Source organism: Stenotrophomonas sp. YJH_SMC_48-3 (genome assembly GCF_059369375.1).
Genome location: NZ_JCAFSQ010000002.1, coordinates 225,053 through 238,590, shown reverse-complemented (window position 1 = coordinate 238,590; position 13,538 = coordinate 225,053). Strand labels below are relative to the sequence as shown.

Genomic DNA, 13,538 nt, shown 5'->3' with positions numbered 1-13,538 from the left:
TCCTTGGCTGCGGCCTCAGGCCGCGCCCATCCGGCGCCCGAGCCAGAGGTAGGTCAGGCGCCGCGCCTGCGCCATCAGGCGGGCCTTGAGGTTGCCCACGCGCAAGGTCATCGGCGACAGCAGCTGCGGATGCGCTGCGGCCAAGGCGTTATGGAAATCGATGGCCTGCTGCGCCTGGTCGTTCATCAGCCTCACGCTCCACTGCCCTGCGTTGATGCGGAAACTGGCCAGGCTCTCGCGCAGCGCGACCATGTCGCCCTGCAGCATGATCGCCGAATAGCTGGCCTGGTCGATAAGGTAGGGGTGGGAGTTGTCCCAGCCCCCCGCCTGCACCAGCAGCTCGCGCCGGAACATCACGCAGCCCGGCTCACCGAAAAGGTTGGTGCCGGCAAGCACCGATGCCCGTACCGCATCGCGCCCCCTTACCAGCCCCTTCAGCGGACCCAGGCCACGGCCGGCGATCACCACCTTGCCGTGCGCATCCACGAGGTCACGCTTGCTGGCCACCAGTACTGCCGAGGGGTGTGCATCCAGCGCCGCGACCTGCCGGCTGAGGGCATCGGGTGCGATCAGATCATCACCGCAGACCAGCTTCAGCAGCTCGCCGTGGGCTGCAATGCTGACCCGGTCCCAATTGGCCTTGGCACCGCCGCCGGCGGGTGTCGGGTCGAGTACCCGGACCTTGGGATGACCGGCATAGCGGGCCAGCAGTTCAGTGGTGCCGTCGTTGGAGGAATGATCAGCCACGACCAGCTCGAAATCATCGTAGTCCTGCGCGAGGATCGAATCGAGCGTCTGCGCAAGGTACTCGACGTTCCTGTAGGCCGGCACCACGACCGAGACACGTGGGTTCATTCCTTTTTCTCCGCGGTAGGTGGTTCCGGTCGTCGCCGGAACGAGAAATGCTTGTGGCCAACATAATTGAAGATCACCACCAGAACGGTAATGACGATCTGCGTCGGAATGGCCGGAAGGCCGAGCACGTCGGCCAGCAGGGCCAGTGCCCCCATGTTCAACAGCAGGCTGCCGACATTGACGCTGGTGAAGCGCAGGAAATCGCGCCAGCCATTGCCGCTGACCCGGAACACCAGCCGTCGGTAGATGAAGAACACCAGCACCAGCGAGACCACCCAGGCGATGCCCAGGCTCACGACCGACGGCACCTTGGGGCCCAGCAGCAGCACCAGCCCGGCGAACAATGCCGTACTGAAGGCGGTGTTGGCGCCACCGACCAGCAGGAACAGGACGCGCTGGTCCTTGATCAGGCGCTGCAGCGGACCGGGCGGGCCGGAGCGCGGCAACGCGTCGTTGTCCTTCCTGGTCATGCTCACGGTACCTCGCAGCTCACCGAGAAACCGGTAAGCAGTACACCCAGTTCCCGGGCATCGCTGCTGCCGGGCTGGTCACGGCTGGGGATGCTCACCGGACTGACTGTCAGTTCGGCATGCTCATTGCCCACGCGCGCGCGGGCGGCCTGGCCTGGCCGCACGGTCAGCACATCCTCGTTGCCCCCGCCGGTGTTGATGCGCACGTGGCGCTCGGATTGCCCGGGCGGCACGTACAGCTCGGCGAAGTACGCGCAACCACAGGGAGGAAGCGCGAGTGACGCGTGCGCGCCACTCCAGCGCACGGCGCCTTCGGGCGGATGCCAGCCCTGGGTGTACCCGATCCTGCGCGTGGAACAATCGCTGGCCGTGCTGTCGGCGTACAGCGCCAGACGGCGCTCCCGCATGACGTTGGCGCCTTTGCGCGCATAATCCAGCTGCGCCTGCAGCAACCCTGCGGCAGCCTCGTCGGGCACGGCCCGCAACAATGCCTTGTTCATGGACGCGAAGATGGCTTCGCGGAAAGGACTGGCTCTCCACTCGTGGACATAGGTGAGCAGCTGGGTCAGCATCACGGCCGACAGCAGGCCACCCACCAGCGCGTTCCACCCTGATGCCCGGGGCGCGGCCTGCAGCTCGCGGGCCGCCAGCCAGATTACACCCGCCAGTCCGAGCACAAGGTCCATGTAGTAGCGCGACGCCATCACCGCGAACGGCCCCTCAGCACCGCGTGCCAGTGTCAGCGAAGCGGCGATCAGAACACCATAGAGCGCCAGCAGCAGTGGCAACCGCGACCCGGGAGCGCCGCGGCGCAGCCAGGCGACAGCAGCGACCACGCCGACCAGAAGCAGGATGCCACCAACCACCGCAATGGCCTCCAGCGGCAGCCTTCCGCCCATCAGCACGGCTTCGGGATACCCCATCGTGGAGCCCACCGCGTACAGCAGCAGCGCCGGCAGATCCAACCCGATATTCAGGCCGTTGCGGGTAGACGCGTCGGTGACCGAGCCGCTGAGCAGATACACAACCATCGACAGCGCGACCGCCGCGCTCGGCAGGATGCCGGTCCAGCGCCCCTCGGCCCGCCAGCGCGGCAGGAACGAAAACACCTGCACGATCACCACGGCGCCGACGAAGGCGTAGTTCCAGCCCATGCCACAGACCAGCACGATCAGCGGCGCGGCAAGCACCAGTGCCACCACCCACAGCGCCGGTCGGCGTGAACGCCCTGACAGCAGGTGGGCATGGCCACAGAAGAACGCCACGAAGGCCAGGTTCTTCGTCCACAGCGGCAGGCCCAGATCCAGAGTCAACAATTCATAGCCGGCCCAGCTGAAGCACAGGGCCGCCAAGGTCACCATCACCACCACATTCAGCCACGGGCGCTGCGCGCCGGGCTGGCGTCGCATGTCGGCCAGCCAAGCGATGCACAAGCACACCGCGACCGTGGAGATCACCGCCCCGGTCAACCGATTAGCCAGCAGCACGTCAAGGTCGAAAAGGCTGACATTCGCCCACAGGAACAGCTGGTTGACGAATCCGCGGTGCGAGGATCCGCCCCAGAACTCGAACGTGGACAGCTGGCCCGCCTGCCATTGGTCAAGCTGGAACAGCAGGCGCAGCGAATCCATGTACAGCGCGTCGGGGTGCGCGCGGTTGAGGATGACCTGATGGATGGCCGCGAACACCGCCACCACGGCCAATACCAGGGCAACACTGCGCCAAGGGAGTACCTGTGCACCGCTGGTGCCTGCGCCGGCAGTCGGACGCTGTGCTGCGTGTCCCCTCATCGGCTGCCTCATGCTGCCTGCTCATCGCGCTGCATTGATGACGACAACACACGCCACAGCGCCTCACGCGAGTATTCCTGATCGATGAATGCCTGCTCCGCCATCGACACGCGCTGCCAGAGCGCGTCATCGCGCAGCAACGAGACAATATGTGCCGCCATCGCCTGTGGTTCGTCCGCCACAGGCATGAACGCGCTGGCGCCGCTCAGGCCCTGCATGCCCACTGACGTGGTCACGCATGGAACACCGTGACGCAGCGCTTCGAGCACCTTGCCTTTCACGCCGCCGCCGAATCGCAGCGGTGCGACGGCAACCCGCGCGCGGGCATAGAAGGTTTCCAGACGCGCATCGCTGACATAGCCGGTCACCTCGATCCGCTCGGACGCCAGAGCCTGTACCTCCGGACGGGGGTTGGATCCTACCAGGCTCACCCGAACCCCGGGCACTTCTCGCTCGACCAGCGGCAGCACCTCGCTGACGAACCACAGAGCAGCATCAACGTTGGGCGCATGGGCAAAGCCGGCCACCAGCAGGATGTCCTGTCGGCCCTGCGGTGATGGCACCAGTTCCGACTGTTCGAAGGCATACAGCGGGATGGTTGCAGCGCGGCTGGTCGCGGCCGGCGCGTGTTCGGCCAACCACTGCCGCACGTGGCGCGTTTCATCCTCCGATGGATAGAGCACGACGTCGGCCTGCTGCCAGAGTGCATGCTCGAACTGGCGGTAGCGCTCGGTTTCCCGCTTCAGTTCATCGTCGGGCTTCACGTGAAGCTGCTGCTGCATGCGCAGATGATGGATGTCGTGCCCGTAGTACACCAGCGTTGCCTTGCTGTGCCGGCGGACGCTGGCCACCAGCTCGATGGAAATATGCGGACGATTGAGGATCACCACATCCAGGTAGCGACCGTTGGCCTCCATCCAGGCGTCAAAGCCGTCCGTGCCCACGCATGCGGCTCCATGCATCACCTCGATGCCCGATCGCTGCAGCGGCGGTGCGTACTCGGCGTCGTAGTAAGCGTTGGCTGGCCAGAACGTGACCTGGCATCCTTCCTGCACCAGCGTCTGCAGCACCTGGCAGGTCGCACGTGATCCCGCGTCACGGTCCGGTTGCGGAACGTAATGATCGACCACAAGCACGTGGCGCTTGCTGCGCGAACGATCGCGGGCGAGAAAGACATTCTCGGCATTGGCGAACTGCGTTTCCTGCAACGTCGGGCCCCAGCGCTCAAGGAACTTGTCGCGGTTGACCGCCTGCCACGCCTTTACGCCACTGCTCTCATCGGTACCGCTGGAGACGCCCTCGTAATGCACGACCACCGAATCCGGCTGCATGTACACCTTGAGGCCGCGTGCACGCACCCGGAAGGCAATGTCCGTGTCTTCGTAGTAGGCCGGAGCGAAATGTTCGTCGAACCCGCCAAGTTCGCGGAACAGGTCCAACGGCAACATGATCGATGCGCCGGACACATAGTCGGCTTCCTTGAGATAGCTGTAGGCGGGGCGCGAGGGATCCTCAAGCCGCCCGAAGTTCCAGGCGCTGCCATCGGCCCATACGATACCGCCCGCTTCCTGCAGCCGGCCATCGGGGTAAACGAGCTTGGAGCCGACCAAGCCGGCATCCGGATGCGACTGGAACACCGCGACAAGGGCATCCAGCCAGCCCGGCCGGACCTCGGTGTCGTTGTTGAGGAGATACACGTAGCGGCCCTGGGCCAAGGTCAGAGCCTGGTTGCAGGAACGCAGGAAACCCAGATTCTTCGGATTGGCGTGATAGCGCAGCCCCGGAATTGCTGCCAGGCCGCCGATCCGCGTATCGCCGGAGGCATCCTCCAGCACCAACACCTCGAACGGTACACGCGCACCGGCACGGGCAATGGATGCCACGCACGCCAAGCTCTGCTCGAAATTACCGTAAGTCGGGATGACAATGCTGACCAACGGCTCCGCCACCTCGGCGAAGCGTACGCTCTCCAGGATGGCCTGCGGGTCGTTCCTGACGTCCTCCAGCAACAGTCCGTCCAGCGCAGCCGGCGCGGATTCGTCCTGCTTCAGCAGCATCCGCTTTGCCATCGGCACCATCGGCTTGAGCAGTGGATGCCGCGCCAGCCCGGACGCACGCAGCGATTGCAGAACCACACGCCACTCGCCGCGTAGCACGCGACCAGCGAAACGCAGAGGCTTGGTGATGCGCCAGGAACGTGAACCGATCAGCGAGCCGGTCAGATCCTGCAACGACTGCAGTTCCTCGCGATAGGACGCCAGAAGCGCCGATACCTCGCTGCCATCGCTCTCCTCCGCCAGCTGCCTACCCGGCAGGCTGACACCTGACTGGTGGAGGAGCTGATCGATCTGCTCGTGGCGCTTGCGCAATTCGGCGCGTGCCGCACTGGTCAGGCCGGACACTGCGGTCATCTGTGCCTGCAGCTGGCTGCGGACCTCCCATACCTCGGCCATCGCCGACTCGAGGTGCTGGGCCCGCGCCTTCTCATGCTCCAGTTGCTGCTGGAGGCGTGCGACCGTCGCGCGCTGATCCTGCTCCAACTGCTGCAGCCGTTCGGCGGCGGCCAGCCCGGCCTGCTCAAGCTGACGATGCAGCTCTGCCACCACGCTCTGCTCGCGTACCACATGGCCTCGCAGCGAGCCGATCTCCGCGTCCTGCGCCTGGGCCCAGCGCGCGACTTCATGGTGATGGGCGTACAGATCCTCCGCCTCGGTGTACAGCACCGACGCTGGCAGCTGCGGCAGCAGCAATGGGTCCGCCGCGGCCACCACTACGAAATAGACAGCGTCGGGAATGACTGCGGCACGCTCCTGCACGCCCTCGCCAGTATCGGTCAGCGCCTGGTAGACAGGCTGCGCCGGTCCTCCATCCAGCCCTGTGATGGTCGAACAGACCGACATGCGGTGGCCGCACAGGTACATCGCCGGGAAATACCGCTCCACAAGCGTGCGGAACTCTTCCAGGTAGAGTTCCTTGACATGGTATTCGTTGTGGTAGCCGGCGCGATCGGAGTAGACCTCCTTGTTGGGCGAGGACATGATCATCACGCCATCCGGCCGCAGTACGCGACGGATTTCGGACATCATCTCCTCCTGCTCGTACAGGTGTTCGATGGTCTCGAAGGAGACCACCACATCGACGCTGTCGTCTGGAAGTGGAATTGCCGCGGCCGAACCCTGCAGGTATTGCAGATTCGCTACGCCGGCATAGCGCTCCCGCGCATGCCCAACGGCATCCTGCGAGATGTCGACACCGCGGACAGAACGCGCGCGCCCGGCAAGCATCGCGCTGCCGTAGCCTTCACCACTGGCCACGTCGAGCACGTCCTTGCCTTCCACCAGAGGCAGGCACCACGCATAGCGATGCAGATGTTCCTGGCGGATGACACCGTGTTCGGTAGGGACGAAACGTTCGCCGGTGAACTCGATCATCAGGATTCCTTGGTGACTTCGATGGCAAGCATGGGCAGTCCCACCAGGCCAAACCGCATGGTCTCGTCGATCGCGCGGAACTCCAGCGCGTCATGGATCCAATGCTGCTGGGTGTGGTCGTGCTGGTCGCCGGAGGCAACCGCTGCATCGATCATGTAAGAGCCGGACGGCATCACCGGCATGCGGAACAGAAACGAAGCCACGACAGACTCGCCGGCGCGCCCGCCCACCGGCGCGTCCTTGCAGGCGAAATAGCTGTTGTCGCCAAACAACCTCTGGCCCAGTCGATCCTTCACGTAGAAGCCGACGATCAGGCTGTCCAGCGACTGCATGAGCTCAACCCGGACGCGCAGCCGGACCAGCTCGCCGCCTTCGGCCATGCCCAGCGGCGAGCCGTCCTGGTCGGTCAGTGCGACATCGACAATTCTCGCACCTTGCGCACCGAACTCCTGGCCCACATTCTCCGGGTCGAATTCGAACAGGGCGATCCGGTTTCTGACGCCCGCTTCGCGCAGGGCATCGTGGCGGAAGTCCGGACCGTCGGACGCCAGCCTGCGCGACTTCCTTTCCACCTTGACGTCTTCGACACCAGCTTCGCGGCGACCGACCACATGCTGCTCCGTCATATACGCTTCGATCACCTCCTGCGAGGTACCGGACAGGCGCATCTGGCCATTCTGGAGCCATACCGCACTTTCGCAGAGGTTGGTCACCGCCGCTGCATCATGACTGACGAACAGCAGCGTTCCGTTCTTCTGGAACTCGCGCAGGAAACGCATGCACTTTTGCGAGAAGAAGGCGTCGCCTACGGCCAACGCCTCGTCGATGATCAGGATGTCGGCATCGACATGGGCAATCACCGCGAAGGCCAACCGTACAGACATGCCACTGGAGTAGCTGCGTACCGGTTGGTCGATGAACTCACCGATGTCGGCGAAGGCCAGGATGCTCTCCATGCGCGCCTCGATCTGGGGCCGGTTCAATCCCAGGATCGTAGCGTTGAGGTAGACGTTCTCGCGCCCCGTGAATTCCGGGTTGAAGCCGCTACCCAGTTCCAGCAGCGCCGCCACCCGCCCCTTGACCGTAATATGGCCTTCGGTTGGGTTGAGGGTACCGGCGATCATCTGCAGCAGGGTGGACTTGCCCGAGCCGTTGCGGCCGACAATACCCACCGTCTGCCCGCGGCGGATCGAGAAACTGACGCCGCGCAGCGCCCAGAAATCCTTGTAGAAGGATTTGCGCTTGCCGGCCAGGGCCTGCAACAGCCGGTGCGAGGGGCGTTCGTACATGTGGTACGCCTTGCCCACGCCCTGCACATCGATGACGATGTCGCCGTCGGTCAGCTCAGAGGACATCGGCAAACCCCACGCGCAACTTGTTGAACATCCGATGGCCCAGCAGAGCCACCGCACAGGCGATCAGGGTGTAGAGACCCAGGCCGGCCCAGTCGGGCAGCCGGCCCCAGATCACCACTTCGCGTACCTGGTCGATGATGAAGGTCAGCGGGTTCAGCTCGAACACGATGCGATAGCTTTCCGGTACCGATTCGACCGGCACGATGGCAGAGGACAGGAACAGCATCGCCGCCGCCATCACGCCGGCAATCTGGCCGATGTCACGCAGGTACACGCCCAGCGACGAGACGATCCAGCCCACGCCCGCTGTGAGGATCACCAGCGGGATGATCACCACCGGCAGCAGGATGGCCGTGGCCGGAATGCTGCCCTTGATCGCCAACTGCAACAGAAGCAGTACCACCATGTTCATCAGCAGGTGAAACAGCGCCGAGAAGGTCATGCTCCACACCAGGATATCCAGTGGGAACACCACCCGCTTGACGAAGCCGGTGTTGGCTACGATCAGCTGTGGGGCGCGGGTGAAGCACTCGGCGAAGAACCCGTGCACGGTCAGGCCCGCGAACAGGATCAGGGCAAAGTCGGTGGTCGATCCTGTCGATCCCGGCCAGCGGCCTTTCATCACGAAGCCGAAGGCAAGGGTGTACACCAGCAGCATCAGGAACGGACTGATCAACGACCACAGCAGCCCGAAACTGGCCCCGCGGTAGCGGCCCAGGACTTCGCGCTGGCTCAGTTCGAACGTCAGCGAACGATGCTTGCCGATAACCGAGAGAATTCCCATCAGCCAGCCTGCTGCACCAATGCCCGCTCCAGATCCACCTGCAGATCCCCCAACTCCTCAACACCCACGCTCAGCCGCACCAGCGCATCGCTGATGCCCAGCTGCTCCCGGCGTGCGACCGGGATCGAGGCATGCGTCATCACCGCCGGGTGGTTGACCAGGCTTTCCACACCGCCCAGCGACTCGGCCAGGGTGAACAGCTCGGTCTTCTCGCAGAAGCGCTTGGCCGCCTCGAACCCACCCTTGAGTACGATCGAGACGATGCCGCCGTAGCCGGCCATCTGCTTGCCGGCCAACTCATGCTGCGGGTGCGAGGCCAGGCCGGGGTAGATCACCTTCTCCACCGCCGGGTGCTTTTCCAGCCACTGGGCCAGGGCCAGCGCGTTGGCGCAATGTGCCTTCATGCGCAGCGGCAGGGTCTTCAGGCCGCGCAGGGCCAGGAAGCTGTCAAACGGGCCCTGCACGCCACCCACCGAGTTCTGCAGGAAGGCCATCTGCTCGGCCAGTTCGGCGTTGTCGCCAACCACCACCATGCCGCCGACCATGTCCGAGTGACCGTTGAGGTACTTGGTGGCCGAATGCAGGACCAGGTCCGCGCCCAGTTCCAGCGGGCGCTGCAGCATCGGCGAGGCGAAAGTGTTGTCGACCACCACGATCAGGCCATGGCGCTTGGCAATGGCAGCGACCGCGGCGATGTCCACGATCTTCAGCATCGGGTTGGTCGGGGTCTCGATCCACACCATCTTCGTCTTCGGCGTGATCGAGGCTTCGAACGCCGCCAGATCGGTCAGGTCGACGAAACTGAAATCCAGCCCGGCGGTGCGGCGACGCACGCGCTCGAACAGGCGGAAGCTGCCGCCGTAGATATCGTCCATCGCCACTACGTGGCTGCCGGCGTCCAGCAGCTCGATCACCGTCGAGCTGGCCGCCATGCCCGAAGCGAACGCAAAGCCACGGGTACCGCCTTCCAGCGACGCCACGCAACGCTCATAGGCGAAACGGGTCGGGTTGTGCGTGCGCGAGTACTCGAAGCCCTGGTGCTCGCCCGGGCTGGACTGGGCATAGGTCGAGGTGGCGTAGATCGGCGGCATCACCGCACCGGTACTGGGGTCGGGCGACTGGCCACCGTGGATGGCCAGCGTGGCCAGGGCCAGCGCACGGTCGGGCGAAGAGGAGTTGGACATGTCGTTTCCTGAATGGCGCCGACGTGCGGCGCCGTCAAAGGATCGGGAGTCTATCAGCGCAGCCTTAACGAGCTTTGACGCGAATAAACCGGAATTCAGCGGTGAACTGCCGTGATCGGCGGCTTACTGCACGCGACGGCGCAGGTAGTTCAGCAGGTCGATACGGGTGATCAGGCCCAGGAAAGCATCGCCGTCCATCACGATCGCCACCTGGCCGCGGTCGAACACCGGCAGCAGGGCCTCGATCGGCGACTTCACGTCCAGCCGGTCCAGCTTGCTGACCATCGCCGTGGCAACCGTGTCGCGGAAGCGCGCTTCGTCGCCATAGACATGCAGCAGGACGTCGCTTTCATCGACGATGCCGACCAGCTGGTCACCGTCCATCACCGGCAGCTGCGACACGTCATACAGCTTCATGCGCTGGTAGGCGGTGGTCAGCAGGTCGTTCGGGCCAATAACGACAGTGTCGCGCTGGCCGTACGGACGCAGGATCAGGTCGCGCAGGTCGCCGTGCTGCGGGCGCTGCAGGAAGCCGTTGTCCAGCATCCAGTAGTCGTTGTACATCTTCGACAGGTACTTGTTGCCGGTATCGCAGACCAGTACGAGCACCTTCTTCGGCGTGGTCTGCTCCTTGCAGTACTTCAGCGCTGCGGCCAGCAGGGTGCCGGTGGACGAACCGCCGAGGATGCCTTCCTTGCCCAGCAGCTCGCGCGCGGTGTGGAAGCTCTCGGCGTCGCTGATTGCATAGGCTTTCTTGACACGGCTGAAATCGGAGATCGACGGCAGGAAGTCCTCGCCGATGCCCTCCACCAGCCAGCTGCCCGACTTGTCGTTGAGCACGCCGTCGTTGATGTATTCGGCCAGGATCGAGCCGACCGGATCGGCCAGCACCAGCTCGGTCTTGGGCGACAGCTTGGCGAACGCGCGCGACAGGCCGGTCATGGTGCCGGAGCTGCCGCAGCCGAACACGATGGCGTCGAGGTCACCCCCCATCTGCTCCAGGATCTCCGGGCCGGTACCGAATTCGTGCGCTGCCGGATTGTCGGGGTTGCCGAACTGGTTGATGAAGTAGGCGCCCGGGGTCTGCTCGGCGATGGTCTTGGCCAGGTCCTGGTAGTACTCCGGATGGCCCTTGGCCACGTCCGAGCGGGTCAGGCGGACTTCGGCGCCCATCGCCTTCAGGTTGAAGATCTTCTCGCGGCTCATCTTGTCGGGAACGACGAGGATCAGCTTGTAGCCCTTCTGCTGTGCCACCAGCGCCAGGCCCAGGCCGGTGTTGCCGGCGGTACCTTCAACCAGGGTCGCGCCCGGCTTCAGGTCGCCACGCTGCTCCGCCGCCTCGATCATCGACAGGCCGATGCGATCCTTGATCGATCCGCCCGGGTTGGCGCTCTCCAGCTTCAGGTAGAGCTCGCAGACGCCGGTGTCCAGGCGCTGGGCCTTGACGATCGGGGTCTGGCCGATGAGTTCGAGGACGGAAGAATGAATGGGCATTCGGAGGACTTTCGATTCGCGCCGCGCAGGGCCGGACCGATGATTATCCGTCGGATGGCGATGAATGTCAGGTCGTTGCGCCGCGGGGCCGGAAGCCCGCAAAAAAGGGATGCGGACGGCCCCGGATCGACGAGGAGACCGGTGCCGCCCGCATCGGTGAGTTGTGCCTGAAGGCCAAGGCACCACCGCCTGTGGTGCCTTGGCGCGGCCGCCTCATCGGCGCGGCCGCGATGCCAGGGCAGGAGCCCCCGGCAGGGCCATCGATGGCCGGGTCACGCCGTTCCGGGCGCGACGATGTGCGTCAAAGCGTGGGGGACGTCGTTGGGAGCGGTGTTTCGTACATTCGCAGAAGACGTTGCTTGGCCAGCAGCTTCTCGCGCTTCATGCGACCCAGGGTGACATCATCGATCGGGAGTACACCCAACTCCGCGTCCATGCACTTCTTGTTCAACTTGCGGTGCTGGTCATGGAGTGCCCTGAACTCCGGATCACGCGCGCGACGTGCGTCGATCTCGCTCTGGGGCTGATCTTCAAACATGATGGACCTCCTTCGACAGATACACGAACGCCCCGGCCGAAAGGCACGGGGCGTTGTTCATGGAGGAGCGCCGGTCGATGGCCACCTGGACGCCTGCAACGACCTGCGGCACTGGCCTGCGCACGTCGATCTGCTGCGGTTCGCGCCCTGCTTGCATCGGCCCGGCCCTCCCATCGTCCGGTCCGCGGCATTGCGTCCCGGACGATTGACCCTACGCCTGCTCAAGGCGGGGTACAAGACCCCTGCGTCAAAAAGACCGAACCCCGCCGGGGCGGGGTTCAGGCTGAATGCTCATCGCAACGAAAAACAAACAATATCAATGCATTACGGCGCGATGATGACCTCGGCCGAGCGCGCCCGGGTGGACGCAGCCTTCTTGCCGCTGACCTGGATGCGGTTGCTGGCGACACCACCCGCGACCAGGGCGTCGCGCAGCGCTTCGGCACGCTTCTGGCCCACGCCGTTGGCGCTGTCGTAGGCCTCGATGCGCAGGCGCCCCTTCTTGCCGATGTTCAGGTACTCGGCCAGGGCCTTGGCCTGGTTGCGGGCGCCACCCGACAGGCTGGAGGCGCCTGCGGCGAACGCGTCACCACCGAAGGTGAAGACCTCACCGCGAGCGTCGAACTTCGAACCGGGCAGCTTCTGCCCGGACACCAGCTCGGCTTCCTCCCGGGCCAGCCTGGCAGCGTTCTGCTGTGCGGCGCTCAGACGCTGCTGCTGCTTGCCGGCCACGCTGGTCAGGGCGTTCTCGGCGTCCTGGCGGGCCAGGGTCTCGGCTTCGGCGGCCTGGCGCAACCGTTCGGCCTCCTCGGCCTGCATCTGCGCCTGCATGCGCAGCTGCTCGGCTTCCTGGCGGGCACGGGCGGCATCGCGGCGGCTGGCCTCGATCAGCAGGTCGCTGCGGGTACGCTCCAGGCGGTCGACCTCGCGCGCGGCCAGCGCGGTGCGCACGGCGGTCTCGGCAATCTCCACCCGGCGCTCGGCCAGGTAGGTGGCCAGCTCCTGGTCGCGGCGCTTGGCCTTGTCCAGGGTGGCGATGGCCTGCTGCGCCTGCATGCGCTCGAAGGCGCCCAGCTCAGCGGTATCGGGGTTGGCCTGGATGGCCATCAGGCGCTGGCTCAGCTGCGCCACCATCGGGTTGTCGGCGGCCGTGGCCAGGGTCGGCAGCGCCAGCAGCGCGGCCAGGGTTGCGGCGGTCATCGGCTTCACCGGCGGTCCTCCCCGGTCGACAGCTGGCGCTGCAGCTGGTTGACCTCGTTGCGGCGCAGCTGCAGCTGCGCGGTGACGGTGGCTTCCTCACTGCGGACGCGGGCCAGGTCGGCATCGGCGGCGGCGCGCAGGGCCATCGCCGGCGCATTCTTGCGCTCGCGGCGGTCGCCTGCGGCGCGCTGGGCCTGCTCCAGCCCCTGCCGGGCCAGCCCGATCAGGTCCGGGGCGTACTGGTCGGCATCGGCCTGGGTGGCCTTGTCGACCGCCTGCCGGGCCTGCGCCAGTTCCAGGGCGGCGTCCTGCGCCCAGGCGGGGGCAGACAGTGCGAATGCAAACGCCATCACATACAGGCCATGGCGCATTCGTGCGAAGCTAAGTCGTTTCATTGGGGAGGCCGTACCGGTTGTCGGTTCACGGCCATTGTCGTC

11 protein-coding genes are annotated in these 13,538 nt (G+C 65.3%); all 11 read right to left on the bottom strand.

Features of this window, described 5'->3' with window-relative positions:
* Positions 1-15 precede the first annotated feature (15 nt).
* Complete coding sequence (locus tag AC5P65_RS03980) at positions 16-855, bottom strand: glycosyltransferase family 2 protein (RefSeq protein WP_019660964.1); 840 nt, start codon at positions 853-855, stop codon at positions 16-18.
* A complete protein-coding gene (locus tag AC5P65_RS03975; protein WP_019660963.1) occupies positions 852-1,325 on the bottom strand; it encodes a GtrA family protein in 474 nt (157 codons plus the stop codon). Before AC5P65_RS03975 ends, AC5P65_RS03980 begins: the two co-directional genes overlap by 4 nt.
* Before the next feature lie 2 nt (positions 1,326-1,327).
* Complete coding sequence (locus AC5P65_RS03970; protein WP_026347123.1) at positions 1,328-3,115, bottom strand: hypothetical protein; 1,788 nt, start codon at positions 3,113-3,115, stop codon at positions 1,328-1,330.
* A gap of 8 nt (positions 3,116-3,123) precedes the next feature.
* Positions 3,124-6,546, bottom strand: coding sequence for a glycosyltransferase (locus tag AC5P65_RS03965; protein ID WP_111097803.1), 3,423 nt, complete (start codon positions 6,544-6,546; stop codon positions 3,124-3,126).
* Complete coding sequence (locus AC5P65_RS03960; protein ID WP_019660960.1) at positions 6,546-7,901, bottom strand: ABC transporter ATP-binding protein; 1,356 nt, start codon at positions 7,899-7,901, stop codon at positions 6,546-6,548. The genes AC5P65_RS03965 and AC5P65_RS03960 overlap by 1 nt, the downstream gene beginning before the upstream one ends.
* A complete protein-coding gene (locus AC5P65_RS03955; RefSeq protein WP_019660959.1) occupies positions 7,891-8,685 on the bottom strand; it encodes an ABC transporter permease in 795 nt (264 codons plus the stop codon). The genes AC5P65_RS03960 and AC5P65_RS03955 overlap by 11 nt, the downstream gene beginning before the upstream one ends.
* Entirely contained in the window at positions 8,685-9,869 is a 1,185-nt protein-coding gene (locus tag AC5P65_RS03950) for a cystathionine gamma-synthase (protein WP_111097802.1), read from the bottom strand. Before AC5P65_RS03950 ends, AC5P65_RS03955 begins: the two co-directional genes overlap by 1 nt.
* A gap of 123 nt (positions 9,870-9,992) precedes the next feature.
* The gene (locus AC5P65_RS03945; protein ID WP_021202680.1) at positions 9,993-11,363 is read right to left on the bottom strand and encodes a pyridoxal-phosphate dependent enzyme; all 1,371 of its coding nucleotides are present in this window, start codon (positions 11,361-11,363) and stop codon (positions 9,993-9,995) included.
* A gap of 301 nt (positions 11,364-11,664) precedes the next feature.
* The gene (locus tag AC5P65_RS03940) at positions 11,665-11,901 is read right to left on the bottom strand and encodes an HP1242/YdcH family protein (RefSeq protein ID WP_005407964.1); all 237 of its coding nucleotides are present in this window, start codon (positions 11,899-11,901) and stop codon (positions 11,665-11,667) included.
* 324 nt (positions 11,902-12,225) lie between these two features.
* A complete protein-coding gene (locus tag AC5P65_RS03935) occupies positions 12,226-13,110 on the bottom strand; it encodes an OmpA family protein (protein ID WP_080375071.1) in 885 nt (294 codons plus the stop codon).
* Complete coding sequence (locus tag AC5P65_RS03930) at positions 13,107-13,472, bottom strand: DUF4398 domain-containing protein (protein ID WP_005415160.1); 366 nt, start codon at positions 13,470-13,472, stop codon at positions 13,107-13,109. Before AC5P65_RS03930 ends, AC5P65_RS03935 begins: the two co-directional genes overlap by 4 nt.
* Positions 13,473-13,538 lie beyond the last annotated feature (66 nt).

Bases quoted from the DNA above. Each gene is read 5' to 3' on its own strand.
- AC5P65_RS03980 (WP_019660964.1), bottom strand. From the start codon at position 855: ATGAACCCACGTGTCTCGGTCGTGGTGCCGGCCTACAGGAACGTCGAG.
- AC5P65_RS03975 (WP_019660963.1), bottom strand. From the start codon at position 1,325: ATGACCAGGAAGGACAACGACGCGTTGCCGCGCTCCGGCCCGCCCGGT.
- AC5P65_RS03970 (WP_026347123.1), bottom strand. From the start codon at position 3,115: ATGAGGGGACACGCAGCACAGCGTCCGACTGCCGGCGCAGGCACCAGC.
- AC5P65_RS03965 (WP_111097803.1), bottom strand. From the start codon at position 6,546: ATGATCGAGTTCACCGGCGAACGTTTCGTCCCTACCGAACACGGTGTC.
- AC5P65_RS03960 (WP_019660960.1), bottom strand. From the start codon at position 7,901: ATGTCCTCTGAGCTGACCGACGGCGACATCGTCATCGATGTGCAGGGC.
- AC5P65_RS03955 (WP_019660959.1), bottom strand. From the start codon at position 8,685: ATGGGAATTCTCTCGGTTATCGGCAAGCATCGTTCGCTGACGTTCGAA.
- AC5P65_RS03950 (WP_111097802.1), bottom strand. From the start codon at position 9,869: ATGTCCAACTCCTCTTCGCCCGACCGTGCGCTGGCCCTGGCCACGCTG.
- AC5P65_RS03945 (WP_021202680.1), bottom strand. From the start codon at position 11,363: ATGCCCATTCATTCTTCCGTCCTCGAACTCATCGGCCAGACCCCGATC.
- AC5P65_RS03940 (WP_005407964.1), bottom strand. From the start codon at position 11,901: ATGTTTGAAGATCAGCCCCAGAGCGAGATCGACGCACGTCGCGCGCGT.
- AC5P65_RS03930 (WP_005415160.1), bottom strand. From the start codon at position 13,472: ATGCGCCATGGCCTGTATGTGATGGCGTTTGCATTCGCACTGTCTGCC.